Genomic DNA, 25,331 nt, shown 5'->3' with positions numbered 1-25,331 from the left:
GCCGACAGTCCCGGACGAAGCCAGAAATAAACATCAAGATCCGGCTATGTCCGGTTTTGTTTAAGTTTTATAGAGCATAATTTAATGAGACTCAAGATTCAGGCTGTAATCATGATGATCGCGCCATTAGGATTTATCACTGGTGCGATCGCCGCTGACTCTGATGACTTACAGAGGCTTCTAACTACCAATCAATGTCCTGGCTGTGATCTGCGGGGAGCCGACTTGTCAGCCGCTCAACTTTCCGGGGCTAATCTTTTTCAAGCCGATCTGGGCGGCGCTATCCTCCGACAAGCAGATTTACGCAGTGCTAATCTGCAAGAGGCTAATCTGTATAATGCCGACTTGGGGGGTGCGAGTTTAGCTGCTAGTAATTTGTTTAAGGCTAATCTCCACCATGCGAACCTACAAAGGGCTGATTTGCGTGAAGCCGATCTCGGTCAGGCTATGCTGGGTCGTGTAGACTTGCGGCGGGCTGATCTTAGGGATGCTAATCTATTTCAGGCTAACCTCGGTCAGGCTTATCTGGAAGAGTCCGATTTGATGAATAGCAATCTCCAAAGGGCTTTTTTATTTAGGGCTAATCTGGAACGTGCTAATCTGACCGGGGCTAATTTGCTGGGAGCAGATCTGCGGGGTGCTAATTTTTCTGATGCCGATCTCACTGGTGCCAGTCTGGTGGGTGCGGCCTTGAATGATACTAATATCAATCGTGCCCAACTGTCTAATACAAACTTGTCTGGTGCTTTGTTACAGGGAACAACTCTCGGTCCGGTCGTGTGCATTATTGATCAATCTGTTAATTGTGCCGCTCCCCCTGCGCCACCACCTCCCTTGCTTCCGGCAGATTTTTGGGACGATTAATCTCCTGAGATAGGGGTTTTTGAGTTTTTATCTGGCGATCGCTTTTCAGAATCGGGTAATGTGAGTATACTAAATGTGGGGTCTAAAAATCCCCATATCCTCTAAACTCGCTAAACCTAGGGTTAGCTTCTAAACATCATGAGTGCCCAACCTCTATTAAAGTTTGAAGTCCAGACAGCTGCTCAATTGGCAGAAGATCTGCGATCGGCGACAACCTGGCGTGAAGTTGAGGCACTCACCCAAAACTATTCCCATTGGAAACGTGAAGCCTGGAAGTTACTCTCTGAAGCTGAACAGGAGCGGATTAAATATCTTAAACATTGGCAGGATCACCCAGTAGCCCAAAAGTTTCCCCCCGGTTCTCTGGTGCAACGCATCAATAGCAGCACAGAGAGGGTGGGTAAGGTCGTTAACTACTGGAGTGCATACGGTGTCGATTATGTAACTTTTCAGGTGGAGCAGGATATTGATTGGTGTCGGGCTAGTTTTCTGCAATTGGTGAACCCAGAAAAATCAACCGCCTATTAGGGTAAATTGCCACTCAACCGGATTTTATCTAAGCTACAATAGCCCAAATCCCCTGCTGATCTAAATTTATCCTGAATGCGCTTACGCTATCTTATTCCCTTTTTCGATCCTAGTTCCCAGAATTGGGCAACAGAACCTCGCCTGCTGCGCTGGTTAACCTTTGTGTGGCTATTTGTCGGTCTCGTGGCGATGTTTTCTGCTTCCTATCCTAGTGCATTAGCTGAACATGGGGATGGTTTGTACTACTTCAAACGCCAGCTCACATGGATGTTAGTGGGGATGGTAGGATTTAACGTGATTGTTAATACCCCTGTGCGGGTCGCGTTACGGACTGCTCAGTGGGGATTATTCGCGGTGATGGGGTTATTGTTTCTTACTATAGTCCCCGGTTTGGGAACTACTATCAACGGGGCGACTCGATGGCTGTCACTAGGCCCAATTCTCATTCAGCCTTCGGAATTAATGAAGCCATTTCTGATACTACAAGCGGCGCGGTTTTTTCCCCGCTGGGAGCGGTTGAGTTGGCGATCGCGACTAACCTGGTTAGGGATTTTTCTGCTAATTTTGTTGCTCATTTTAGCCCAACCCAACCTCAGCACCACCGCTCTTTGTGGTATGACATTATGGTTAATCGCCCTCGCCGCCGGACTTCCTTTTTTGTATTTGGGCGGTACTGCTGTTGGTGGGTTAATCTTGGCTACTATTAGTATTAGCCTACGAGAATACCAAAGGAAGCGGGTTCTCTCGTTTATGAATCCCTGGGCTGATCCCGTTAATGATGGCTACCAATTAATTCAGAGTCTACTAGCTGTCGGTTCTGGCGGTCTTTGGGGCGCTGGTTTGGGATTATCTCAACAAAAGTTATTTTATCTGCCGATTCAGTATAGCGATTTTATTTTTGCCGTTTATGCCGAAGAGTTTGGCTTTGTTGGCGGGGTGCTGCTTTTGTTGATGCTAGTCGCTTATGGGACTCTTGCCCTGAGAGTCGCTCAATTAGCCAATAATATTGAACATCAACTGGTAGCGATCGGAGCCATGGTCGTCATGGTGGGACAGTCTTTGCTGAATATTGGGGTAGCTACTGGGGTACTACCAACTACTGGTTTGCCTTTACCCTTATTTAGTTATGGTGGAAGTTCCATGATTGCTAGTTTAGCAATATCTGCTTTATTGATTCGGGTAGCCCGCGAAAGCAGTGAAGCACAGGTTATTCCCATCAGGCCTCTTGCTCAAAACAGGGGTTGACAAGTAGCGCGGGATGATGCTATGTTATCCACGTAATGTCTATTTTATGATTTCTCTGTTTGCATTAATAAAAAAAAATTAAAAAAGTCCCATTATTTAAATACTACCATAGGTCAGCAACAAAAGCAACCCTCCCGAAACCCAATCGCGGGTGGGGAGTGATTTATTTACAAAACTTAACATAACTAATTAATTTTTAACTATTTGACTGTTGAGATGGGGGAATTAGACAAAAAATCAGGACATTGTGGGTTTAAGGGAAGTTTGATCCAAAACTCGGTTCCTTTGCCAATTTCTGACTCGCACCAAATTTCCCCACAGTGGCGGGAGACGATAATTTCACGACTTATATATAACCCTAAACCCGTACCTTTACCGATTTCTTTGGTGGTAAAAAATTGCTCAAAAATTTGGTTTTTCGTGGTTAGGTTGATACCCTTAGCATTATCGGCAACCATGATCGTGATCTGTTCTGAATTAGCCAGGGTTTTAATTGTAATTAACGGCTGAGACTGTTGGTTGTTGTGTGTCCAGTCCCCTACTTCATCTAAGGCATCAATGGCATTGCTGATCAAATTCATAAACACCTGATTCAGTTGACCTGGGTAGCAGAGGATTGACGGTAGTTTCCCATAGTCTCGAATCACTTGAATCGGCGGACGTGATGGTGTGGCTTGTAAGCGGTTTTTCAAGATGAGTAAGGTTCCCTCTAAACCTTCTTCCAGATTGACTTTTAGCATTTGGTCGCTGTCTTTGCGGGAGAAGTTACGCAGCGATCGCACAATTTGAAAGAGTCGATCTGAACCCAATTTCAGGCTAGATATAACTGTCAAAAAATCCGTCTCTAAAAACTCTAAATCTATGGAATCTATGTATTCTTGAATGCGCGGATCGGTCGGGGAATAAATATCTTGATAAAGCCGAGTGAGTTCTAGTAGGTCTTTGCTATAGTTTTCCACATGGGCTAAATTATGAAATATCGAGTTAACGGGGTTATTGATTTCGTGGGCTAAACTAGCCATCATTTGCCCCAATGATGCCATTTTTTCCGATTGAAAAAGCTGTGAATGGGTGTGTTTAAGTTCCTCTAAAGTTTGCTCTAGTTGCTGTGCTTGAGCTTGAGCGATCGCGGCGGCGGAACAGGCTTGTTGATAAAGTTGAATTTGGGTCTGTTCAAGATCTAGTTGTTCGATTTCACTTTCCCGTTGATATTGCGCTACTACAGCATCAAGAATAGATAGCAATTCATTGGGGGCAATATTGGTAATATAGTCAAGGTGAGGATGGCTCGGTGTTAAGTCAGAGTCCGCAGTTGTGGCTAAAGTTCTGACTGCTAAAATATACTCGCGGATGCGTTTATCTAAATTTAGCGGCTCTCGGAAATACATCGATCGCACTATAGCCGAAGGAGATGTTAATAAATTCATCTCACTATCACCGTAGAGTAAACCTTTATGCGATCGCTCCATCAGAGTAATATCTTTAATCAAAGTTTCCCGAATCACCTCCCTTTCGGCTGGGTCAGAAGTAGTAACTAACTTGAGGCTAAAAAAAGCTGTTCTCTGGGAAAGCATCCGCTGACGACCACTGACATTCACCACCGCCGCATTCACCTTCCGGGTGGTGTTAATTTCTTGCAGGTCAAAATAACTCTCAAATTGTTTCATTAATATAAGCAGGGATAGATTTACTGATTTCATCTTTCCACCCTCCTGGCGACTCTCCCTATACCTGTACTCAGGAAATCGCCAATGACAGGAAAAGAGGGGCAGAATTTTTCTGGCATCCTGGTTTCTCCTAAATTAGTTTAGTGTGCAGGTTTTTTTGATGGGAAACTTGCCCAACCCACTCCCACTTATGGGGCAATGTTAGCTTTCAGAAAATGTTATTTTATCTGGTTACCTCAGAAACACTAGCTTCACCCTGTATACTTGTTTAACTACTGACGACAGAGCCAGGAACTAGCTACCTATTCGGTGGGTGTCCTGACTCAAACAACCTTAATGGTTATTTGACAATCAGAGTTTTTTATTTAGTATCTCAAGTTACAGATTATCAAATTATTTAAAATTCACGACTAGACCATAGCACAAAAATCGGCTTTTGTTTGTGAAAAAAAAAGTTAAATTTTTCGACCATTACAGAGCAGTTCAGCAGAAGATAGCCTAGTAGGAGCTAGGTTCAACATAACTTGACAGTTTCAGCCAGCCCCTACATTTACCTAAAGCCTGGTGGCAGAATAATGATTATTTTTTAAGATCACGAGCCATGTTACGGAACATATCCAAACTGGAGTCAGCACGACGACGATCGCTTTTCACCTCTGGTGCTGGAGATTCAGTAGCTTTAGGCTGGGTCATTTCCATCGCTGGTTTAGCGGTAGCTTTAGGAGCCTCGAAAGGTTTTCCTCCCGACATTTTAGGGAAAGACTTTTTAACTTCTAAAGGCTTACGCATATACTCAATATCGCCTAAACTCTTGGCGCTATCGGGATCAAGATAGAAAGAACTTCCTTGAGTTTTTGTTGTTTCTGATTTGCGACCAAATAAGCCTCTAATAAATCCTGACATAGTTTTTTCCTAGGTGGGGTGTTGGGTATATGTTAAATTTTATCAAAAATTGTGTTGATTATGATAATTTTTTACGGATTTCTCAATGCACGCTCATCAATGCCCACTTTATGTAAAGTTTGGTGAAAAAAAATTTAAGAAATATTACAAAAAAAATTTTTTGCTCTGGGGTGGTGGCTTTCCTGGCTGATTTGTGGTATTATTTTTAACAATGGAAATGTTGACATTTTTTTGGTAATTGAATAGATTACCATTATTTAAATACATATCTGTAGCTTACCATTAATTACCCCCACTTGTCAACCCTGGGGCGGGGCGTTTTTTTTAAATTGATGAAAAAATCAACTTAGTTAACAGGAGAATTTAATGATCCAAGTTTAGAGTCTGATAACGAGTTTGTAGTTGATTAATGCTGTAGAGGGACTCCAAATTAAGGCCAGCATTTTGATAAAGTTCAGCCCCCCCTTGATGGCGATCGACTAAAGCGATAACCTTATCAACGCTGTATCCAGCATCAGTAAGGCGTTGTACAGCTTTGAGGGCAGATTGTCCAGTAGTGACAACATCTTCGAGAACTACGACGTTAGCGCCGGGGGATAGTTCGGGTCCTTCGATGTAGGCTTTAGTTCCGTGTCCCTTAGCTTCTTTTCGGATAATGAGGGCGGGTATAGGTCGATTTTCGTAGACAGAAACGACACTAACGGAGGAAACCATAGGATCAGCACCGAGGGTAAGCCCGGCGACTGCTTCTGTTTCCAGGGGAAGTAATGGTAAAATCAGGCGAGCGATCGCCACCGACCCAGCGGGATGTAATGTGACCTGTTTACAATTAATATAGTAGGAACTCTGCTGACCAGAGGAGAGAACAAAATCCCCTTCTTGATAAGCGAGTTGACACAAAAGGTCAAGTAGCCACGATCGCAGGGTATCTAAAGCTGCACAAGAGGCATTGAGATCGCAAAGAGCAGGGATTTCTGAAGGGTTAGTCATAAAGGAGGGAAAAGGTAGGAAACAAATCTGTAATCACTCCATCTGATCGTACACTGGGAGAGACCATCTGACCAAACAGATTCACCAAGGTTAATGCCATGAACAGAATTTTATTACAGAGTATCAGTGGAGTGTTAGGGGTAGCGATCGCCTCATTCGTGTGGGTTGAGGGAGTTGTGGCGCAACCGAGAACCCGTTTCCAGCCTTTTGCGGAAGACTTTAACCAGGCGGCGACCCGCAGTTCTGGGGATGCTTTTAAAAATCAATCCCTGATGGGTCAACTTTCGGTATTCTTCGGGTTAAGCTATCCCTGGCCGGGTGCTATTAATGGTTTTCCTGAAAGTTTGATTGCTGATGATGCCAGACGAGTGAATCAACTGTATAGAGAGAGAATGCTCCAGCAGACCCTAAGCGGTCCGACTATCCGCACTGCCGATCTAGCGAACCCATACAACACCTCAATTTTGACTCAACCTTCTGTGATCAACGAGTTGTCTAACGACACTCCGGGGGGATTTTTGTTTAATCCCTAATGGGAGCGAGTCCAGTTTTTGATCAGGTGCGTCATCAAAGGTTAATGACGCACCTGCAAAGGGACTACTGAGAAACAGCTTGATTGTTTTGTTGAGATGCGATTTTCTGAGTCAAAACTTCCAAGGCTTTGCCATATTGAGGATCATCAAGAGTGCCAATTTTGTCGCGGTTTTCGCGGAGGATATCTCGCTGTTGTTCGGTGAGTTCAACGATCACATCAGGCTTAATTCCCTCATGATTAATGTCACGACCATTAGGGGTAAAATATTTAGCGATCGTGACCGCCAAACCGGAACCGCGACCCACGCCACGAACGGACTGAACTAGACCCTTACCAAAAGTGTTAGTTCCGACCAAAACGGCGCGGTTGTTATCTTGTAGAGCGCCGGATAGAATTTCACTAGCACTAGCGGAACCGCCATCAACAAGAATCACCATAGGCTTATCAGTGAGGGCGCGATTATTAGCGCGTTGTCGATCCATTTCTCCCTGACGATTAACGGTAGAGACTATATCGCCTTCTGTTAGCCACATACGGGCGATTTCAATACTAGCATAGAGCAGACCGCCAGGATTAGAGCGTAAATCGAGAATATAACCTGAAACATTCTGTTGTTCGAGGTTAGTGATCGCCTGTCGCATTTCCTCGGCAGCATTAGCACTAAAATTGTTCAGACGAATATAGCCGATATCGCCGACGGGGGAAGGTTTCTTAGAGTAGCGTACCGGGTGAATTTCAATCTGAGCGCGGGTAATATTAAACTCAATTTCCCTTGGACCGCGCAAAATAGTCAACTTAACCTGAGTCCCAATTGGTCCACGAATCAAATTGACAGCTTCATTGAGCTCCATTCCCTCAGTGCTGCGGCCATCAATTTTAGTAATAATATCCTGAGCCTGAACCCCAGCATCAAAAGCGGGAGAGTCCTCAATAGGGGAAATAACGACGAGTTTATTGGTTTCCTCATCTTGGGTAAGTTGGATACCAACCCCGGTCAGTTCTCCCTGAGTATCAATTTGCATATTTCTGAACTCTTCGGGGTTCATGAAGCGGGTATAAGGGTCATCGAGTTTAGCCAACATTTCGCGGATAGCTTCATAAGCCTGTTGATCATTAGTATATTCTCGGCTTAGAAACTCATTACGAAGTTCCCTCCAATCTACCTGGTTAAAGGTACCGTCAACGTAACTTCTATCAATAATTTGCCATACTTCATCAATTAGTTCCTTCGGGCTTTCCCGAAAGGATGCTTGGCCGGAAAGGTGTATACCAGCGCCCGCAACAGCAACAGCGGTCAGCATAACTGCTGTTGCGCCTATAACAAGCCCACTTTTTGATATAATCATTTATCTGCTGAACCGGAAGAGAATACTAAGAGCTATTAACAGCATACTAGCACATCAGATCTGGCGATCGCGGAGGTTGACCAAAAGCCCAATTGTGACCGGGACTCCCCCACCCCCATCAGAGGTGGGGTCAGCTTGATTTTTATGGCTCTACCCAGCGTCCATCTGCTTTGATGAGATTAATTAATTCTTCGACACCTTGATCTTCGGGAACTTTTTTAATTTCTTCCCGACCCCGATATAGGGAAATATAGCCAGGTTGTTTTCCTACATAACCATAGTCAGCATCTGCCATTTCTCCAGGTCCGTTAACAATACAACCCATAACAGCAATATCTAGTCCAGTCAGGTGTTTAGTTGCTTCTCGGACTTTGTGGAGAACTTCTTCGAGGTTAAAGAGTGTGCGACCACAGGAGGGACAGGCGACATATTCTACCATAGTTTTCCGCAGTCCTAGGGATTGCAGAATGCTATAGCAAACAGGAATTTCCTTTTCTGGGGCTTCTGTGAGGGAAACCCGAATGGTGTCACCAATACCATCTGCTAAGAGGGTAGCAATACCAGCGGTGGATTTAATGCGGCCATATTCTCCATCTCCGGCTTCGGTAACTCCCAAGTGTAGGGGATAGTCCATCCCTAGGTCATCCATGCGTTTAGCCATGAGGCGATAGGCTGCTAACATGACGGGGACGCGGGAGGCTTTTAGGGATATCACTAAGTTCTGAAAGTCTAGGGATTCACAGATGCGGATAAATTCCAGGGCTGATTCTACCATACCTTCGGGGGTGTCGCCGTAGGTAAATAGCATTCTTTCGGCTAGGGAACCATGATTAACGCCGATACGCATGGCTTTACCCTGGTCACGGAGGGAGATAACTAGGGGTTTGAGGGTTTCGCGGATTTTCTCGCCGATTTCTTGAAATTCAGTGTCTGTGTATTCGCTACGATCGCCTTTAGGTTTCTCGAAGACGTATAATCCGGGGTTAATCCGCACTTTATCGACGTGCTTGGCGACTTCTAGGGCAATTTTCATGCCGTTGTGGTGAACATCTGCGACTAGGGGGACGGGTTGATAGGTGGCGGCGAGTTTTTGTTTGATTTCGCCTACGGCTTTGGCGTGTCCGACGCTGGGAACTGTGACGCGGACGATTTCACAACCCATTTCATGCAGCCGACGAATGGAGGCGACGGAACCTTCTATGTCCATGGTATCTTCGTTAATCATGGACTGAACTACGACGGGGTATCCTCCGCCAATGGTGATGTTTCCGACCCGGACTGGACGGGTTTGGCGACGGTGAATTACTGTGTCAACGGAGGGCTGACTAGCGGTCGGAGTGGTTATGGGTAGGGTTTGCATGATCTGAATTTGATAATTGCTTAGTTTTAAGAGTGGGTTCTCAAAATTCAATAGGTGTCTATATTAAAGATAGATTGCCACAAATTGGGGACTTGTGGTTGATCCGATCGCTTAAATTGTTTAAATTGTCACGAATACGGGTAGCGATCGCTTGATTGTAGATTAGATAATTGGCTATGAGTGAACATCTGCGCTATTTTTCGGGTTTTGAGTCTTTAGCAGTCGAGTGGACAGACAAAATCTGGTCAAGGGGTGTACCCTTTTGGTTGCGGGCTGAACCTAAATCCAATCGGGTGGTTTTGTGTTTACATGGGTTTACCGCCACTCCTTTTGAGGTGAGACCAGTAGCGCAAGCCTGTCTAAGTCGGGGGCTTGATGGAGTGGGGCCTTTATTGCCTGGTCATGGTTTTCAAGAATTAGCAGACCAGAAGTTATTTTTTCCCAAAATGACGGCGGAAGGAATGTTATCTGCTGTGCGTCGGGAGTTGGAATTAGCCCGATCGCATTATGAATTTGTAGGTATTTTTGGGCATTCTATGGGAGGTGCGATCGCTTTAAAAATGGCGGCGGAGGGGCGAGTAGATGCCTGTGCGGTCACTGCACCAGCGTTAAAATTACCGCCTCGGGCTGTGATTTTATTGGCTTTATTTGGTTGGGCGAATATTTCTATCCCCACTCAACCCAAGCCTTTTGATAACCCCGTTTATTTATTTGATAATTCTCGGGCGGGGCGGGCGCTGCAACAACTAGCCAGGATAGCCCGATCAGATTTATCTTCAATTACTTGTCCGGTGTTAGCTATTCATTCCCATAGGGATGATTTAGTCAGTCCGGTGGTAATTAATTGGATGGAAAAACAACTACCAAACAATTTAGATGTCCGTTGGTTTGACCAGTCAGGTCATGTCATGATTTTAGATGTTAATGGGGAGGAAATTAGCCAGGCGATCGCCGATTTTTTTAGCCAGAGGAGTATCTAAAATTTTCCCCCAGGGCGCGATCGCCCTAATTTTTCACTCTTCAAAAATTGCCCCTCGTTTAATCAAATCTTGTTTAACTTCCTCAGACAGTCCCGAATCATGCCATAATCTAGCTTGTTTAACAATAGCCCCCGTAAAGTCCGCCCCTTTCAAATTAGTAAGGGCTAACCCAGCTTGGTGCAAATCAGCATTTTTGAGGATAGCATTATGGAGGTTAGCATCACTCAGATTACAGTTATTTAGATTAGCCTCTGTCAAATTCGCGCCGCACAGGTCTGCGCCGCTGAGACTAGCCAAAGCCAGACTCGCCCTATGTAGATCTGCGCCACTCAAATTAGCATCACTCAACAGCGCCCCACTGAGATCTGCACCACTAAGGTTAGCAAAACGCAGGTCAGCACTACTAAGATCTGCATCACTTAAATCAACTCCCCGCAGGTAAGTATTTTGTAAGTTAGCGCCACTGAGATCAAGGTTACTGAGATGTGTTCCCAGGAGTCTTGCGCCCACAAAATCTTCCGATATTTTCAATTCTGCTAAGGTGGCTAACTCGAGAAAATTATCAGTTTTAGCATCAACTACGGTCTGAATAATGCCCTGTAATTGGGCAAAATTCCAGCCTTGGGCTACAGCTTTTTTAGTCAAGGCTTGTAATTCTTCTAAAGTCTGATGCTGTTGCGCCACAGGAGAGGGTTCTGATTCTAATTCTTGCGATCGCAACCAGATGGCAAATTTACGCTCTAGGATCGCCAATTTATTGGGGCTAATATTTTGCGGCCAAAGTCCTTCAACACCAGTCATAATTCAAGAGAGTTTAGAGGAGATTCATTCAACTTTTAACTGTCTCCAAAAATTGCGCCTTTTCGTTGCAATTCAGGTTGCAGTCGCCGAGAAATACCGATCGCCTCAGTAAATTCGACATTTTCCACCATGATATCAGCTAATTCCGCGCGGCTGAAATCTGTTTTCTGGAGGTTAGCTCCTGTCAAGTTTACCCCACTAAGGTCCGCATAGGTAAAATTAGCACTCTGCAAATTAGCATTACTGAGGTTAGCGCGGGGGAGATAGGCGCTAGTGAGATCAGCTTGGGTCAGGTTAGCATTACTGAGTTTAGCGCGGGGGAGTTTAGTTCGTAGATCGGCTTGAGAGAGGTTAGCCTCTTGTAAATTAGCATCTCGGAGGTTAGCGTTGCAGAGGATAGCGTTACTGAGGTTAGCTCCCTGTAGATTAGCATTGCTGAGGTCAGCCAGGGTCAAGTTGGCATTAGTGAGGTTAGCCTGGGCTAAGTTAGCGCCGCGCAAGTTAGCATTACTTAGGTCAACCCCGGTTAAATCCTGCCCATAAAGGTCTTCTGTGAGGCTTAAACCCACCTGTTCGAGAATTTGGGTAAATTCTGCCATCCCGACTACTCCAAGCCACTGATGGGCAATTTCCCATTGTTGGAGGCGACAGTCATTGACTTGTTGAGGGTCTGGGATATGTTCCCAGGTGAGTCGGAGGCGCTGTAGGGCGTTGATTTTCTGGGTACGATCGCCCATTTGATTAGCAATTTCCAACTGTTTTTGATAGCAGGCGATCGCTTTTGGTAACTCATCAGTAGCATGATAAGCTATTCCCAGGTTAGTCAGGGCGTTAAGCTGTCCTGATATATCCCCAATATCTTCAGCGATACGGAGGTGAGTTTGATAGCAGGTAATGGCTTCTTGAGAATTAGACAAAGCAGCATAAGCTATACCCAAATTACCCCAAGTAGCGCCTTCCCGTTGGCGATCGCCCAATTTTTGATAGACCGTCAGCGCTTCGCGCCACAATTCCAAAGCCGCCGGAATATCACCTTGATGATATTGAGAAACCCCTTGTTTAAATAATTGATTAGCCTGGTAGTCCGTCATATTTTACCCTATTTCAACAGCCTAATTGTCTGGTAATTATGGAGTGACGGTTTCCGATGTTTTTTGGCTCAAATACTGATAGACTTGTCTGGACATTTTTTGAATCATTGATTCAGCCGCTTGGTCGCCATTGTTTCTTTGGGCTAAAATAGCTAAAATGTAGCGTTTACCATTGGGCATATCAACTATACCCACATCGGCTAACATAATGTTTAGGGTTCCAGTTTTGTGGGCGACTACCGCCCCATTACTGACCCCGCTAGGTAATAGGTGATTATTTTCTGTTTCTGTCATAATTCGCAAGAGGCGATCGCGTGATGTCATCGAAAGTAAACCCCCTTGGTGAATTTGACTCAAAAGACTAACCATATCCCTAGGCGTAGTTTGATTAGTCCCTTCAATATCAGGTAAAGGGTTACGCACCAGAGTATCTGTCAGACCCCAACTGCGGAACTTTTGATTAAGAACCTGAAACCCTCCCAGCCGTTCTATAATCATATTAGTGGCTGTATTATCACTAATTGTCATCATTTTAGTAGCAGTTGCTAAGGCTGTATATTCAGTCCCCGGCGGCTGATATTGCATAATCCCCGCTTCTCCCACCTGGTGATTTTCCGTCATCACCAGCATTTCATCTAGGCGAATTTCTCCCGCATCAACGGCTTGAAAAAACGCCACTAAAATCGGGACTTTAATTGTACTAGCTGCCGGCACTTTAGACTGTTCTCTTAAACCGACATATCCGCCAGTATTCAGGTCTAAAAACATCAAAGCCGGAGTAATATCTGGGGATGCTGCAGCCACCAATTCCAGTTGAGTTTTTAAGTCTTTTATTTCCCGGTTTAATTGCAGAGATAGGGGCAAAATTCGGGTGGCTGTTAGGCTGTTAATGCTAGTTTCCTGTGTCTCTAAATTCTCAATAGAACTAGCCCCGGCGGTAGCACGACCGAGGGAGTTGAGAATTGAGAGAACTGTTCCCGAAATCACCCCGATACCAATGCCTAAAATCAGCAACCGGGTTCCATAAACTATGGGAGAGACACGGCGACTCTTACGCCTTACCACCCGTTTTTTCACAGGGGTAAGGGGTTGCATAGTCCGCTGAGGGGGGGGATATACTTGGGGAGTGATAGACCTATTTAAGGGGACTATGTTAGATGGTTTACCGTTGCTAACTCCCTGACGCGGTGTAGGTTTTCCCCGACGGCGTTTTCTAGAGTTTGGTGGTGGTAGCTGAGGTGTCTTTTTCCGGTTTCTGGTAATGGGGGGTTTTTGTCGCAGTTGATCTAACACGGGGTCGAAATATCCGTTTTCAGGGATATGTATGGGGGGAATTTGACCAGTTGGGGAAAGGTTGGGGGAGACAGGTCTCCGTGAGGATGATTGTGATTGAGAAGTGGGACTAGGGGAACGGCCACGACGCTGATCACGAGATTGAGGGCCTTTTGACTTCCGGGACTTGGCCCCCCATTGGGAAACAAAGGATAAAAATGAGCGACGGGGATATCGGTGAGCCACACCTAACACCTAAAAATCATCAAAGAGGACAATAGACTATGGAAATTACACCCATCAAGTCGTAGGGGCTGGTTCTGCAATCATCTCTATTGAGGTCCAGACTCTTTATAACCCGCCCTTACTTAGCAATAGGAATCGACAGTTGAGCCTGGGAATCAACGATATCGAGATTACCATTAACTGGGCGGATGTTGCTTAACAGTTAATGCCCATTCTACCTGAGAGATAACCCCCCGTAGCATAGCAACTTCTGTACTAGATGGCTGGGCGCGGTTAAATAAATGCCTAAATTTTTCCATACGACTGCTGACGGTGTGGGGGTAGACATAACCGATTTTGAGTAGGAGGGTTTCTAGCTGTTGATAGTATCCTTCCAGTTGGTCGAGGGTGGCTGATAATGGTTCTGATGGTTCTGGGCTGGGTAATGTATTCTGGTCGATGAGGGTTTGAGCGCTTAGTGAGAGTTCGTAACAGCAGACAGCCACGGCTTGGGCTAAATTTAGGGATTCATAGGCGCTACTGCTGGGAATGCGAACTATCCTTTGAGCATAGTTTAGTTCTGTATTGCTCAAGCCACGATCTTCGGGACCGAAAATCAGGGCGGCGGGGCTGTGGAGTAGCCAGGGGAGGGTGGTTCTGGGATGTTCAAGGGTTCTGTCAAAACTACGATCGCGAGCGGTGGTGGCGATCGCCTTTTGGCATCCGATTAAGGCTGGGGGTAAACTGTCTACTATCTGGGCTGATTCTAAAACATCTTGGGCATGAACTGCCATGGTTTTAGCTTCGCAGCTCATGGGGTCACAGTGGGGGTTAACCAGTACCATTTGGGTTAACCCCATATTTTTCATTACCCTGGCGCACGACCCCACATTTAACGCTCCCGCCGGTTCAACCAATACAATCCTAATTTTAGCTAATGCGGTTTCCCACTGAGTCTCTACCATTGCTATCATAACCGCTGATATAATAAGCGAGCGATCAATGTTCTAGTATGGCACGTCAGCGAGCTAAGTCAGACTTCCCTCAGAAAATTTGCCCAGTCTGCGATCGCCCCTTTGTTTGGCGCAAAAAGTGGGCAAACTGTTGGGATGAGGTTAAATACTGTTCCGAGCGTTGCCGTCGCCGACGCAACGAACAGAATTAAAGGGGAAATATCCCCATAAATTGTACAGCTATGGGTGTTAATGTGCAACCAAAACTAATCATACATGGTGGGGCGGGTAGTTCTCTCCAAGGTAAAGGAGGCGTAGAAACTGTTCGCAAATCTCTTTATCAGGTGATAACTGAGGTTTATGGCTTACTCGAAAAGGGTACAACTGCTGAGGATGCGGTGATTCGTGGCTGTCAACTTCTCGAAGATGATCCCCTATTTAATGCTGGGGTCGGTTCGGTGTTGCAGTCTGACGGACAGATCCGCATGAGTGCGGCTTTGATGAATGGCAGTTTACAACGCTTTAGCGGGGTGATTAATGTCTCTAGGCTGAAAAACCCCATTGAGTTGGCTAAGTTTCTGCAAACCTCTCCCGATCGCATTTTATCCGATTATGGGGCTGCCGAACTTCTGCGGGAGTTAAATATAGCCCCTTTTGACCCCCTAACCGATCGCCGTCTTTATGAGTGGATCGAAGACCGCAAGCAGGATTTTAACCGCAAAATGGCTAATGTGGTCGCCGAAACCTCTGATGATGAAGCTGGTCGCGGCACTATCGGGGTCGTCGCTTTAGACCAAAATGGTCGGATCGCCGCCGGAACTTCTACTGGTGGTAAGGGGTTTGAACGTATTGGTCGGGTTAGTGATTCGGCTATGCCTGCTGGTAATTATGCCACAGCTCAGGCTGGGGTGAGTTGTACGGGTATCGGTGAGGATATTATTGATGAGTGTCTCGCCGCCAAAATTGTGATCCGCGTCGGAGATGGTTTGTCTTTGCGATCGGCTTTTGAACGTTCTTTTGTCGAGGCTAATGATCGTCAGCGGGACTTGGGGGCGATCGGTTTGGATGCTTCCGGGGCGATCGCTTGGGGAAAAACTAGCGATGTGATTCTCGCCGCCTTCCATAATGGTCAAACTATGGGAGATAGTTTGGAAATGCTACCGGGAACTCAGGTGTTAGTGGCTTAGTTAGCCCCAATTTCCCCCACCTTCCCTCCCCCACCACTGGGGGGGGTTATTAATACTGAAGAAAACTTAATATTTTTTTTACTTTTTAGATCCGGTGATCTGACCTATAAACTTATATAGTTGTGTTAATTTTTTCAACATTTTTGTACCAGTTTAACTGGTATAGAATATAATAAAAATTGCGTTCTGTCCTGGAAATTTACTGAGAGGCGAGAGATTTTTTCGCCCCGACAATCAACAAAAATTGAGGCAGATAAATTGGACAATCAGTTGATTGGGGTTAATAGTAAGTTCAGAGGTGCGGTAGTCAATTGAGAACCCGATTAACTTGGTAGTCTGGAGAGAACGCTTTGTTAATCAGTACCATCACAGCCCGATTGATGGAAACCTAGGCTAAGGTTTGGGATGGAGGCTAATAATTAGCAATCCATCAGTCAAAGGCTGTAGGATGAAACCCAGCGTATTCATGCTTAGGAGTCCATAAAAATGAGACGGATTCTAGTTGTAGATGATTCAGCAACCATGCGAAAAATGGTAATGGCATCTCTCAGGGATGTTAAAGATGTAGCTTTTAGCGAGGCGGGGAATGGATTAGAGGCGATCGAGCAGTTAGAAATCGCCCCGTTTGACTTAATGATTTTAGACTTAAATATGCCAGATATGCACGGTCTGGAAGTGTTGCGGTTTGTGCTAAACCACCCGGAATATAGGGAAACACCGATTGTGATTTTAACCACGAAAGGGGATGATGAAAGTCGTAGTGAAGCGATCGCGGCGGGTGCAGCTTGCTATTTAACTAAACCATTTCATCCGAAATCGTTATCGGGGGAAATTGTCAACTTATTATCAGAGCCATGTGCGAGTAATATAAATTAAGAGAGTACCAAGGCGATCGTGTCTAGTCCTACAGAAAGCAACAACTTTTTTGATGACTTTTTAGATGATTATTTTGCTGAGTGTGAAGAGCATTTAGCCGTCGTGCGGCGAGAACTCTTGGCGCTAGAGTCCTGTATGAATCAGCCCCAAATAGAGGGTTCGATTCTGAATGAACTGTTCCGCAGCTTTCACTCAATTAAAGGACTGTCGGCGATGGTGGGTGTGCGGGAAGCGGAGAAATTGGCTCACCAAATGGAGAGTTATCTGCGATCGCTAAGAGATGGTCAAACCTCCCTGAAACCAGAGGGTTTTGATGCTCTGATGTCGGGAACTCAAATTCTGGAGAGAGCGATCGAAGCCTATCGCACGAAGGAAGATCCCCCGGATATTGAGGAAATTATCAGCCAATTGGAAGCCTGTAACCCTCCGGTGGTGGCTAAAACCCCAAATGCAGCTATTACCCCCTTTGAGGTGAAGCTGAAACCAGAGGAAATGAAACGATTAGAGGCGTTAGTCGGTGAAGGAAAACCGATCTGGCATTTCGTCTTCACTCCTAGTACAGAGCTATCCAAACAGGGGATCGGAGTTAACGCCATTCGGGAACAACTGCAAGCGATCGGTGAGTTGATTTATGTGTCTCCCCGCCTAAACGCCAATCAGAAAATCCTGTTTGATTTTATTGTCGCAACTGAGGGACCGGAAAATCACAATTTAGGCTCTGAGCTGAAATATCTGAGTTGGGAACCATATCACATTCCCAGTTCAGTTTCTGCGACCAGCATTCGCTCATCTAACTCGGAGGTTGAACCTTCCAGAGGACCGGAAGCGCCAGCAACAGCCACAGCGCCAGAAGAAGTTGAGGCGATCGCGGTGGTATCTAGTTCTCAGTCAGAGGAGCCAGAGAGGAAAGAGTCAGAGTCGGGGAAAGAAACTGCGGAAGCGGAACCATTGGAGATCTCAGAACCGGAAACCAGTAATGCTATCTCTCCGACTAAGTCAACTAGCCCCCTAATTAGTGGATCTAACTTAGTACGGGTAGACCTACCGAAACTTGATGAACTGATGCGGATGGTGGGAGAATTAGTAATTACGCGGGCACGACTGGAGGAAAACCTCAAAAATTTACCCCCAACGGTCCCGGCGGCTAGGCGGCGAACTTTACAGGAAATTAACCTAACTTTAGAACGACAACTGCGGGATCTGCGTCAGGGGGTGATGCAGGTGCGACTGGTTCCCATTGCGGAAATTTTCGCGAGGATGCAGTTTGTAGTTAGGGATCTGATGCGACTAACGGGAAAACAGGTAGCTCTGGAAATTTCCGGCGCGGAAACTGAGATTGATAAGTTTGTGGTTGAGCGCATGATGGACCCGTTATTGCATTTAGTCCGTAATGCGGTTAGTCACGGTATCGAATCAACGGAGGAACGACTAAAAGCGGGAAAATCTGCTACGGGTGCGATCGCCTTACGCGCTTCGGCGGCGGGGGAAATGGTGATTATTGAAATTGAAGATGATGGTCAGGGAGTCGATATTTCTAGGGTGTTAAAACGGGCAAAACAACAGGGTTTATTGTCGGATTCTGTATCGGAGACTAATGATCCAGATAACTATGATTCCCAGACGATACTCGATCTGTTATGTTCCCCAGGTTTTTCGACCAAAGAAGAGGCGGATCTGGCTAGTGGTCGGGGTGTGGGAATGGCGATCGTCAAAAACACCGTTCAAGAACTGGGTGGTTGTGTGAAATTCACCACTCAAAAAGGAAAAGGCAGTCATTTTATTATTGATTTGCCGTTGACTTTAGCGATTACTGATGCTCTGATTGTGGAAGTTAGCGGTCAAACCTTTGCCATTCCAGAATCCTCTATACAGGAGGTATTATCTATTGAGAATGAGAGAATTATTTGCCTGGAAGGTCAGGAAATAATTTCCTATCGAGGTCATGTTTTCCCCCTGCGATATTTAGCGCGTCTATTTAACTGTGCTGTGACTACAGACAACTCGGAAAAATTAACTGTTGTGGTGATTGGTAATAGCCTTAATTCCACCGGTTTAGTAGTGAATAGAATCTTGGGACTGCGAGAAATTGTAGTGCGGCCGTTAACTGATCCGTTGCTGCAAAGTCCGGGAATTTCTGGGGCGACCGAATTGGGCGATGGTCGAGTAGTTTTAATTATGGATGTTCCGGCGTTAATTTGTAGCACAATTAATCAATTTTTAACGACACCAAAAACGGCAATTAACTCCGGTTAATTAATTCAATAATTCCCGAAAAACTGGATGTTAACTAACCGTTAATGCCGATTATTTTAGGGCAATAATGGGCGAAAAATGGATTAGTTTAGTGTAGTGATTCAATGATTATATCTATGACTAAATCAGCAGATACATCTCAACCCTTTATTTTATTTGAACTAGACCATACCACCTATGGTATTCCTTCTGGTGTGGTTCAACAGATGGAAATGGTGGAGCAAATTACCCCAGTTCCTAACTCTGCGTCTTTTGTAGTGGGGGTGATATTCTCGCGGGGTCAAGTGATTCCGGCAATTGATTTGAGGGTACGATTTGGATTTGCCAAAATACCGTATACCCTGCGAACCCGACTAATAGTGATTAATACTAATCAGCGGACAGTGGGTTTAATTGTTGATACAGCCAGGGAGTTTGTATCAATTTCCGCAGACACTATTCAGCCTTCACCGGAGGGAATTTCTAGCTTGAGTGGTAAATATTTAGCGGGAATTGCCACTTTGGGAGAAAGAGTGATACTAATTCTCAATGTGGAAGAATTGTTAGTTTTACCGGAATTAGTATCAGAAAGGGGTGGCTAGGTTGATGGGGTGGGAATGGGTCTGATGGGAGTTGTTATTTGTATTGAGAGTGAATGAGGTAATTTGAAAATGGGTAAAAAATCTAAAAATCATAAAAAGGCAGATAATAGTTATCTAGAAAATGCCAATTTTCAGAATTTCAAAACATCAGAGGAGAGGGAAAAACTGAAATTGGAAATGATGGAAATTCGGGACAATGCCGATCGCGTTAATACAGTGGCGATCGCCATAGCCAAAATAGCGAAACAGGTAGCGGAAGGGGCGGAATCTCAACTGCAACTACTCGATCGCGCTTCCCTGGGAATCAAGCAGATGAATAAATCCCTGGGAGAAACGGCGCAGCAAGCCGAATCGGTAGCCAGTTCCACAGAAGAATTAGTCTCCTCAGTCAATGAGATGGCTGCATCCATCGAACAGGTGTCCGCCAGTAGTATGGGACTAGCGACGGCGGTGCGCCAAACCGTAACATCAATTCAGGAGAGTACCAGCAACACCACTAAGGTAGCAGCAAATGCCCAAGAGATGGCAACTTCTGCCACCCAGGTGATCGCGTCGATGACCCAAATGACGACTTCCATTAGAAACGTGAGTGACGATACGGAAAACCTAACGGTATCGGTAAACGAGACGGCTTCTTCTATGGAAGAAATGACCAGTTCCATTGCGGGAGTGGCTAACAATGCGGATGATTTAACGGCTGCATCAGAAGAAACCAGCGCCTCCATTAACGAGATGGCAGCATCTATCGAGGAGGTATCGGCAACTATTGAGAACCTGGCTTCGACTGTAGAACAGGTATCAACCTCTGTGGAAGAAATTGCCCAATCAGTGCAGGGGGTAGCCAATAACGCGGAACAAATTACGGAGGTAGCGACGGACTCAGCCACCAGCGCGGAACAACTCGATCGCTCTATCCAATCAATTAGCAGCCTAACCCAAAAAGCCAATGAACTTACCCGTGCTGTGGGAGTTGATGCGGATAATGGGGGTAAAACCATTGAAAAAGCGATTCAGGGTTTGGCAAGAGTGCGCGAATCCATGGTTAAATCGGCTGATGTGATGCGGGATATGGGTAAACGGACTAATGAAATTAGCACCATTGTTGATACAATTAACTTAATCTCGGAACGGACTAATCTGCTATCACTAAATGCTTCCATTGAAGCAGCTCGTGCGGGAGAAGCAGGGCGGGGGTTTGCTGTGGTTGCAGAAGAAATCCGCAATTTGGCCGATCGCGCCGCCCAAGCCACGTTCGATATTGCTGCAATTATTAAGGCATTACAGTCGGTGGTGCAAGATGCCGTGAGTACATCTAATGATGGGCTACGAATTGCGGAAGATAGTGGCAGTCTGGCAGAAGATGGGTTATCGGGTCTCAAGCAAATTCTGGCAGGAGTTGAACAAACGACGCAATTAATGAACCAAATTGCGATCGCCTCTCAAGAACAACTGACCGCAGGACAGCGGGTGGTAACGGCGATTAATACCACTGCAACCCAAGCCAAAGAGGTAGCCATTGCTACCCATGAGCAAGCCAAAACTACTCAGGGAATTGTGCAGTCCACCCGACACATGAGGCAAATTGCTCAACAGGTAACACAGGCTATGGGAGAACAGGCGCGAGCGGCTAGGGATGTAATTAAGGCGGCTCAGAATACCAATAATTTAGCCGGACAAATTCGTAAGGCTACCTTTGAACAAAATAAGGGTGCTGAACAAATCATGCAGGCGGTAGAGTCCATGCGCCGAGGGGTGATTAGCACGAACCGTGCTTTAGCAGAACAGTCCACAGCAGGGGAGCAAATCTCGAAGGAGTCCGAGCGGCTGTCGCAATTGATTAGCAATGTGACGCGATCGATGACTGAACAGAGTAGCAGTGCGAACCAAATTAGCCAAGCAGTGGAGAGTATCCAAATGCAGTCTGAACAGGTGGCTAAGGCTATGCAGGAACAAAGTAGGGCGGTACAGGACATGAATTTAGCTACTCGTAGTATTGCCAAACAAATAGCTTTGATCCGCACATCTAATTTAGAGCATTCGGATGTTTCTGGTAATCTGCTGGCCAGTATAGAAACCTTACAAACTATTGCCAAAAACAATAGTTCAGGGGTACACCAAACTAATGAAAAGGCTCAAGGTTTGCTGTCACATACTCAAGCACTTATGGAGGTTTTAAAGGTTGGCAGTTAACAGCTAATCACAGTTAAAAGCTGCTAACATTGGCACTGGAATGATTAGGGGTAGCCCGAAAGTCTATCTCTATAACGAACCCTCTCAATTGTTGAGAGGGGGCTAAAATTGATAATTAAAATTGTTAATTGTCAGCCCAAATTAAAACTTACCCCCTTAAAAATATGACGATTAGTATTTTTACAACAGATGAGCAATTATTGGTGAGGTCCTGGGATTCTCAACTGGAGAGTATGAGGGGCTTAGACGCAGAATCTGTCTATGGTTGTCCGTTGACCGAGATAATTCCTGATTTGGAATCGAGGGGTTTACTGGCTCGCTTTAATCAGGTTCTGGAAGATGGTACTATCCAAACCCTAGCACCGGATTTTCACCATTATTTAATTAAGTGTCCGCCACGGAAACCCTCGAAATACTTTGACTCGATGCAGCAAAGGGTAACCATTGCACCTTTGCGAGAAAAAACGGCGATCGTGGGTTTGGTGATTACTTTAGAAGATGTCACGGAACGCATGGAGGCAGAATGGGAATTAGCTAATGCTCGCACATTGTCAAATTCTGAGCCAGAAGAAATCGACTCTGATACGTCAGTCCATGAGTCCCTAATTGCTGCCCTGGCTGACGATCGCTGGCAAGTGCGCCAAAATGCTACCCGTCACCTGACCAATGTTAAAGCGCCAGAATTGAACGCGCAACTGTTGCAATTGTTGCGACAACAACATCACAATCCGAATATCCTCAACAGCGTGATCCAGGTTCTGACTCTCACGCAAGTTGATATAGTCCCGGCTTTGATTGATTGCCTCAAGGAAGAGGATTCGGATCTGCGGATTTATGTAGTCCAAACCCTCGGACAAAGGAAAGATCCCCGGGCTGTCTCCGTCCTGATTGAGATGTTGGATGATGAGAATGTCAATGTCCGGTATCATGCTATTGAAGCCCTGGGAAAACTGCAAGCCCTAGAAGCGGTTGATAGCCTGGTTAAAATCGCTGAGTCAGAAGACTTTTTCCTGGCCTTCCCTGCCCTTGATGCCCTAATGCAAATGGTTAACGCTAAACTGGCTCCTCAACTGGTTCCACTGCTGCAAAAAACCCTGAATTGGCAATTGCGCCGAGAAGCGGTTGATAATTTGGCGATAACTGATGACCCAGAAATTATCCGCAGTCTACTGCGATTGATGCGGGAACAGCATCGCAACCCCAATGTTCTTAATGCGACTCTACAAATTCTCGCCCTCAGTAATGTAGACCCAATTCCGGCACTGGTGGAATGCTTGGGAGAACCAGACCCGGATCTGCGAATTTATACGGCTCTGGCTTTGGGAGAACGCCACGACCCCCGTGCTATCCCTCCTCTGATTGGTGTGCTCAATGATCCAGATATCAATGTTCGCTATCATGCCATTGAGAGTTTGGGACAACTGAAGGCAAAGGAGGCGGTGGAGCCTTTGGTTGAGATTGCTACCAGTGGGGATTTCTTTTTGGCTTTTCCGGCGATCGAAACTTTGGTGACTATTGGCGATACAACGATTATTCCCAAACTTCTGCCCCTATTGGAAAATGAGTTGCTTTGTAGTCCGGTGGTATCGGCTTTGGGTAAGTTTGCGGATGCTGATGCGGTAGCGCCTTTGGTGGCTCAACTCAGCCGCCCTTTGACATCGATCGCAGAAATTGTTTTAGCCTTGGCGGAAATTTACGCTAATTATAAACAACTCGAAGAAGGACAACATATCGCTGTTCTGACTCGCCAAGTCATAGAAGACCAGGCGGTGGAAAATATCCTAGCAGAGATTGAACAAGGCTCTTTGTCTGGCCCGGAGTTACGGGGGATGGTGATGATTTTGGGTTGGCTGGAAGGAGAGAAAATTGAGCAAACTTTAGGAAAACTCCTGAATAATCACGAAGTTCGCGATCCGGTTATGGAAGCCTTGGTTGCTTATGGGGGAAGGATAGCGCCTCTATTGATTATGCAGTTGGAAGCGGGAGACCTGGAAACTCGCAAGGCGGCGGTTATGGCTTTGGGACGTATCGGCAGCACCCAGGCGGTTCCGGCTTTGATGTCTTTGTTGGGTAATGCTGAACCGGAACTGGTGATGGTGACCACTACGGCTTTGGCTCACATTGGCGACGGTCGCGCTTTTGAGGGGCTGTTGCAGTTACTGGCACATCCTGACTCGGCGGTGCGTTTGGGGGCGATCGCTGCTCTCAATTCTTTGGGCCATCCCGCTATGCCTCCACGGATTTATGATCTGTTGGCTGACCCTAACCCATTAGTACGAGAGTCGGCGGTGAGAATTGCTGGGTATTTTGCTTTTGAGAATTGCAAAGACCGATTATTGGCTTGTACACAAGATTCCGAAGATCGGGTTTGTCGGGCGGCGATTGAACATTTGCCCTATTTGGAGGATGACCGGGTTCTGCCGCTCTTGGTGCAAACTTTGGCTCACCCTTCAGCTTCTTTGCGATCGGCTGTGGCTCATGCTATGGGAGAATTGGAGAATATCGAAACTCTCCCTTATCTACTACAAGGGTTGGATGATCCAGAATCTTGGGTTCGTTATCAGGCCGCTCGTTCTATTGGTCGCTATGCTGACACTTTAATTGATATCCTGGAATCGGGTTCAAGTTCATCTCTACCAGAACCTTTGGCTGAACTCAATGTTGCTGAATGGGCTGAAAGTGCCTTTGTCGCCCTCAAACAACTGGCTAATTATGACCCGGCTGATCCGGTTAGAGCGATCGCTGCTGAGTCCTTGGGGGCTATTGCCGGTGTGAGGGCCACTCCCATTTTGTCTCGGTTGGCTGAGTTGGAGGATGAAGGCGGAGACGTGGCCCGTGCTGCTTTGAGGGCTTTGGGACGGATTAACCGCGCTCAGGCTATACCCCCTTTACTCACCGCTCTCAATTCCCCTAACTCTGAACGTCGTCTTGATGCTCTCCATGCCTTTCGTGAACGGGGAGGAACTGAAGCCGGAGTAGCTTTGCAATGGATGGCCGCCGCTGACCCCGAAGAACGTCTGGTTTATGAGGCGATCGAGTCTCTTTCCCGTCTGGCTACTCCAGAAGCCATTTCAGCCTTGCTGGAATTGACCGTTGACCCTAGCACGCGAGAGGCTTGTCTTAATGCTTTGGTGCGCCGTAATTGTCCCGAAACTTTAGAGGCAGAATATATTGAATTAGTCGCTCAGGGATTAAAACACATCCATCCGGGAGTTCGCTGTTCTGTCGTCGAGGTTCTCAAACGTTTTAAGCATCCCATAGCTTCCGAGTTTTTGATTCAAGCCTTGAGTGATGCTGATCAAAATGTCCGTCTGGCTGCAGTCACCGCTTTAGTTTATCTGGGAAATCACAGTTGCGATGAACAATTAGCTAAACTGGCTCGCACTGACCCCTCTCCCGCTATCCGTCGCGCCGCTCATCGAGGTCTACATTCCTCTTAAAATTGTCCTTTTTGGTTAGGATCAGGTGCTTGACGGTTTTTAAC

At 46.1% G+C, this 25,331-nt stretch carries 21 protein-coding genes; 12 read left to right on the top strand and 9 right to left on the bottom strand.

What is annotated here, in order from left to right:
* Positions 1 to 111: 111 nt before the first annotated feature.
* The 3 genes from ACTIE0_RS00505 to ACTIE0_RS00495 all read left to right on the top strand — a co-directional run bounded on the left by ACTIE0_RS00505 (position 112) and on the right by ACTIE0_RS00495 (position 2,637).
* On the top strand, positions 112 to 864 hold the full coding sequence (locus ACTIE0_RS00505) for a pentapeptide repeat-containing protein (protein ID WP_228116416.1): 753 nt from the start codon (positions 112 to 114) through the stop codon (positions 862 to 864).
* Positions 865 to 1,002: 138 nt separating this feature from the next.
* Complete coding sequence (locus tag ACTIE0_RS00500; RefSeq protein ID WP_006623114.1) at positions 1,003 to 1,392, top strand: hypothetical protein; 390 nt, start codon at positions 1,003 to 1,005, stop codon at positions 1,390 to 1,392.
* A 75-nt stretch (positions 1,393 to 1,467) separates the two neighbouring features.
* Positions 1,468 to 2,637: an FtsW/RodA/SpoVE family cell cycle protein gene (locus ACTIE0_RS00495; protein ID WP_006623115.1), complete on the top strand. Its 1,170-nt coding sequence runs from the start codon at positions 1,468 to 1,470 to the stop codon at positions 2,635 to 2,637.
* A gap of 200 nt (positions 2,638 to 2,837) precedes the next feature.
* On the opposite strand, the gene ACTIE0_RS00490 is transcribed toward ACTIE0_RS00495, so the two are convergent.
* The 3 genes from ACTIE0_RS00490 to pyrE all read right to left on the bottom strand — a co-directional run bounded on the left by ACTIE0_RS00490 (position 2,838) and on the right by pyrE (position 6,197).
* Complete coding sequence (locus ACTIE0_RS00490) at positions 2,838 to 4,337, bottom strand: ATP-binding protein (protein WP_006668362.1); 1,500 nt, start codon at positions 4,335 to 4,337, stop codon at positions 2,838 to 2,840.
* A 546-nt stretch (positions 4,338 to 4,883) separates the two neighbouring features.
* Positions 4,884 to 5,207: a hypothetical protein gene (locus ACTIE0_RS00485; protein WP_006623117.1), complete on the bottom strand. Its 324-nt coding sequence runs from the start codon at positions 5,205 to 5,207 to the stop codon at positions 4,884 to 4,886.
* 363 nt (positions 5,208 to 5,570) lie between these two features.
* The gene (pyrE, locus tag ACTIE0_RS00480; protein WP_006623118.1) at positions 5,571 to 6,197 is read right to left on the bottom strand and encodes an orotate phosphoribosyltransferase; all 627 of its coding nucleotides are present in this window, start codon (positions 6,195 to 6,197) and stop codon (positions 5,571 to 5,573) included.
* A gap of 98 nt (positions 6,198 to 6,295) precedes the next feature.
* Here pyrE and ACTIE0_RS00475 point away from each other — a divergent pair, with 98 nt between their 5' ends.
* Positions 6,296 to 6,730: a hypothetical protein gene (locus tag ACTIE0_RS00475; protein WP_006623119.1), complete on the top strand. Its 435-nt coding sequence runs from the start codon at positions 6,296 to 6,298 to the stop codon at positions 6,728 to 6,730.
* 64 nt (positions 6,731 to 6,794) lie between these two features.
* Here ACTIE0_RS00475 and ctpC read toward each other — a convergent pair whose 3' ends face one another.
* Together ctpC and ispG are read right to left on the bottom strand one after the other, a co-directional pair.
* A complete protein-coding gene (gene ctpC / locus ACTIE0_RS00470) occupies positions 6,795 to 8,078 on the bottom strand; it encodes a carboxyl-terminal processing protease CtpC (RefSeq protein WP_046318625.1) in 1,284 nt (427 codons plus the stop codon).
* A gap of 142 nt (positions 8,079 to 8,220) precedes the next feature.
* The gene (gene ispG, locus ACTIE0_RS00465) at positions 8,221 to 9,438 is read right to left on the bottom strand and encodes a (E)-4-hydroxy-3-methylbut-2-enyl-diphosphate synthase (protein WP_006623121.1); all 1,218 of its coding nucleotides are present in this window, start codon (positions 9,436 to 9,438) and stop codon (positions 8,221 to 8,223) included.
* A gap of 176 nt (positions 9,439 to 9,614) precedes the next feature.
* On the opposite strand from ispG, the gene ACTIE0_RS00460 reads away from it, so the two are divergent.
* Positions 9,615 to 10,418 (top strand): alpha/beta hydrolase, encoded by an 804-nt coding sequence (locus tag ACTIE0_RS00460; protein WP_006668363.1) that lies wholly within the window; start codon positions 9,615 to 9,617, stop codon positions 10,416 to 10,418.
* Positions 10,419 to 10,451: 33 nt separating this feature from the next.
* Here ACTIE0_RS00460 and ACTIE0_RS00455 read toward each other — a convergent pair whose 3' ends face one another.
* The 4 genes from ACTIE0_RS00455 to ACTIE0_RS00440 form a co-directional block, all read right to left on the bottom strand.
* A complete protein-coding gene (locus ACTIE0_RS00455; protein WP_006623124.1) occupies positions 10,452 to 11,219 on the bottom strand; it encodes a pentapeptide repeat-containing protein in 768 nt (255 codons plus the stop codon).
* Positions 11,220 to 11,254: 35 nt separating this feature from the next.
* Positions 11,255 to 12,310 carry a pentapeptide repeat-containing protein gene (locus ACTIE0_RS00450; RefSeq protein ID WP_439516817.1) on the bottom strand — a complete coding sequence of 352 codons (1,056 nt, stop codon included), beginning with the start codon at positions 12,308 to 12,310 and terminating at the stop codon, positions 11,255 to 11,257.
* 36 nt (positions 12,311 to 12,346) lie between these two features.
* Positions 12,347 to 13,828, bottom strand: a complete 1,482-nt coding sequence (locus tag ACTIE0_RS00445) for a serine hydrolase (RefSeq protein ID WP_006670528.1) — start codon at positions 13,826 to 13,828, stop codon at positions 12,347 to 12,349.
* A 176-nt stretch (positions 13,829 to 14,004) separates the two neighbouring features.
* Positions 14,005 to 14,772, bottom strand: coding sequence for an RNA methyltransferase (locus ACTIE0_RS00440; protein ID WP_006670529.1), 768 nt, complete (start codon positions 14,770 to 14,772; stop codon positions 14,005 to 14,007).
* A 47-nt stretch (positions 14,773 to 14,819) separates the two neighbouring features.
* On the opposite strand from ACTIE0_RS00440, the gene ACTIE0_RS00435 reads away from it, so the two are divergent.
* The 7 genes from ACTIE0_RS00435 to ACTIE0_RS00405 all read left to right on the top strand — a co-directional run bounded on the left by ACTIE0_RS00435 (position 14,820) and on the right by ACTIE0_RS00405 (position 25,287).
* On the top strand, positions 14,820 to 14,972 hold the full coding sequence (locus ACTIE0_RS00435) for a DUF2256 domain-containing protein (protein ID WP_071533551.1): 153 nt from the start codon (positions 14,820 to 14,822) through the stop codon (positions 14,970 to 14,972).
* A gap of 30 nt (positions 14,973 to 15,002) precedes the next feature.
* Positions 15,003 to 15,947, top strand: coding sequence for an isoaspartyl peptidase/L-asparaginase (locus ACTIE0_RS00430; protein WP_006623129.1), 945 nt, complete (start codon positions 15,003 to 15,005; stop codon positions 15,945 to 15,947).
* Between the two features lie 486 nt (positions 15,948 to 16,433).
* Entirely contained in the window at positions 16,434 to 16,823 is a 390-nt protein-coding gene (locus tag ACTIE0_RS00425) for a response regulator (protein WP_006670530.1), read from the top strand.
* 18 nt (positions 16,824 to 16,841) lie between these two features.
* Positions 16,842 to 19,076: a chemotaxis protein CheA gene (locus ACTIE0_RS00420; protein ID WP_006670531.1), complete on the top strand. Its 2,235-nt coding sequence runs from the start codon at positions 16,842 to 16,844 to the stop codon at positions 19,074 to 19,076.
* A gap of 116 nt (positions 19,077 to 19,192) precedes the next feature.
* The gene (locus ACTIE0_RS00415) at positions 19,193 to 19,657 is read left to right on the top strand and encodes a chemotaxis protein CheW (RefSeq protein WP_192808285.1); all 465 of its coding nucleotides are present in this window, start codon (positions 19,193 to 19,195) and stop codon (positions 19,655 to 19,657) included.
* Positions 19,658 to 19,726: 69 nt separating this feature from the next.
* Positions 19,727 to 21,847: a methyl-accepting chemotaxis protein gene (locus ACTIE0_RS00410; protein ID WP_006670533.1), complete on the top strand. Its 2,121-nt coding sequence runs from the start codon at positions 19,727 to 19,729 to the stop codon at positions 21,845 to 21,847.
* Between the two features lie 164 nt (positions 21,848 to 22,011).
* A complete protein-coding gene (locus ACTIE0_RS00405) occupies positions 22,012 to 25,287 on the top strand; it encodes a HEAT repeat domain-containing protein (protein ID WP_006670534.1) in 3,276 nt (1,091 codons plus the stop codon).
* Positions 25,288 to 25,331 lie beyond the last annotated feature (44 nt).

This window comes from Limnospira sp. (assembly GCF_051859755.1).
In the GTDB taxonomy this organism is placed as follows: domain Bacteria; phylum Cyanobacteriota; class Cyanobacteriia; order Cyanobacteriales; family Microcoleaceae; genus Limnospira; species Limnospira fusiformis.
This window is presented reverse-complemented; position numbering and strand designations above follow the sequence as displayed.

Bases quoted from the DNA above. Each gene is read 5' to 3' on its own strand.
- ACTIE0_RS00505 (WP_228116416.1), top strand. From the start codon at position 112: ATGATGATCGCGCCATTAGGATTTATCACTGGTGCGATCGCCGCTGAC.
- ACTIE0_RS00500 (WP_006623114.1), top strand. From the start codon at position 1,003: ATGAGTGCCCAACCTCTATTAAAGTTTGAAGTCCAGACAGCTGCTCAA.
- ACTIE0_RS00495 (WP_006623115.1), top strand. From the start codon at position 1,468: ATGCGCTTACGCTATCTTATTCCCTTTTTCGATCCTAGTTCCCAGAAT.
- ACTIE0_RS00490 (WP_006668362.1), bottom strand. From the start codon at position 4,337: ATGAAATCAGTAAATCTATCCCTGCTTATATTAATGAAACAATTTGAG.
- ACTIE0_RS00485 (WP_006623117.1), bottom strand. From the start codon at position 5,207: ATGTCAGGATTTATTAGAGGCTTATTTGGTCGCAAATCAGAAACAACA.
- pyrE (WP_006623118.1), bottom strand. From the start codon at position 6,197: ATGACTAACCCTTCAGAAATCCCTGCTCTTTGCGATCTCAATGCCTCT.
- ACTIE0_RS00475 (WP_006623119.1), top strand. From the start codon at position 6,296: ATGAACAGAATTTTATTACAGAGTATCAGTGGAGTGTTAGGGGTAGCG.
- ctpC (WP_046318625.1), bottom strand. From the start codon at position 8,078: ATGATTATATCAAAAAGTGGGCTTGTTATAGGCGCAACAGCAGTTATG.
- ispG (WP_006623121.1), bottom strand. From the start codon at position 9,438: ATGCAAACCCTACCCATAACCACTCCGACCGCTAGTCAGCCCTCCGTT.
- ACTIE0_RS00460 (WP_006668363.1), top strand. From the start codon at position 9,615: ATGAGTGAACATCTGCGCTATTTTTCGGGTTTTGAGTCTTTAGCAGTC.
- ACTIE0_RS00455 (WP_006623124.1), bottom strand. From the start codon at position 11,219: ATGACTGGTGTTGAAGGACTTTGGCCGCAAAATATTAGCCCCAATAAA.
- ACTIE0_RS00450 (WP_439516817.1), bottom strand. From the start codon at position 12,310: ATGACGGACTACCAGGCTAATCAATTATTTAAACAAGGGGTTTCTCAA.
- ACTIE0_RS00440 (WP_006670529.1), bottom strand. From the start codon at position 14,772: ATGGTAGAGACTCAGTGGGAAACCGCATTAGCTAAAATTAGGATTGTA.
- ACTIE0_RS00435 (WP_071533551.1), top strand. From the start codon at position 14,820: ATGGCACGTCAGCGAGCTAAGTCAGACTTCCCTCAGAAAATTTGCCCA.
- ACTIE0_RS00430 (WP_006623129.1), top strand. From the start codon at position 15,003: ATGGGTGTTAATGTGCAACCAAAACTAATCATACATGGTGGGGCGGGT.
- ACTIE0_RS00425 (WP_006670530.1), top strand. From the start codon at position 16,434: ATGAGACGGATTCTAGTTGTAGATGATTCAGCAACCATGCGAAAAATG.
- ACTIE0_RS00415 (WP_192808285.1), top strand. From the start codon at position 19,193: ATGACTAAATCAGCAGATACATCTCAACCCTTTATTTTATTTGAACTA.
- ACTIE0_RS00410 (WP_006670533.1), top strand. From the start codon at position 19,727: ATGGGTAAAAAATCTAAAAATCATAAAAAGGCAGATAATAGTTATCTA.
- ACTIE0_RS00405 (WP_006670534.1), top strand. From the start codon at position 22,012: ATGACGATTAGTATTTTTACAACAGATGAGCAATTATTGGTGAGGTCC.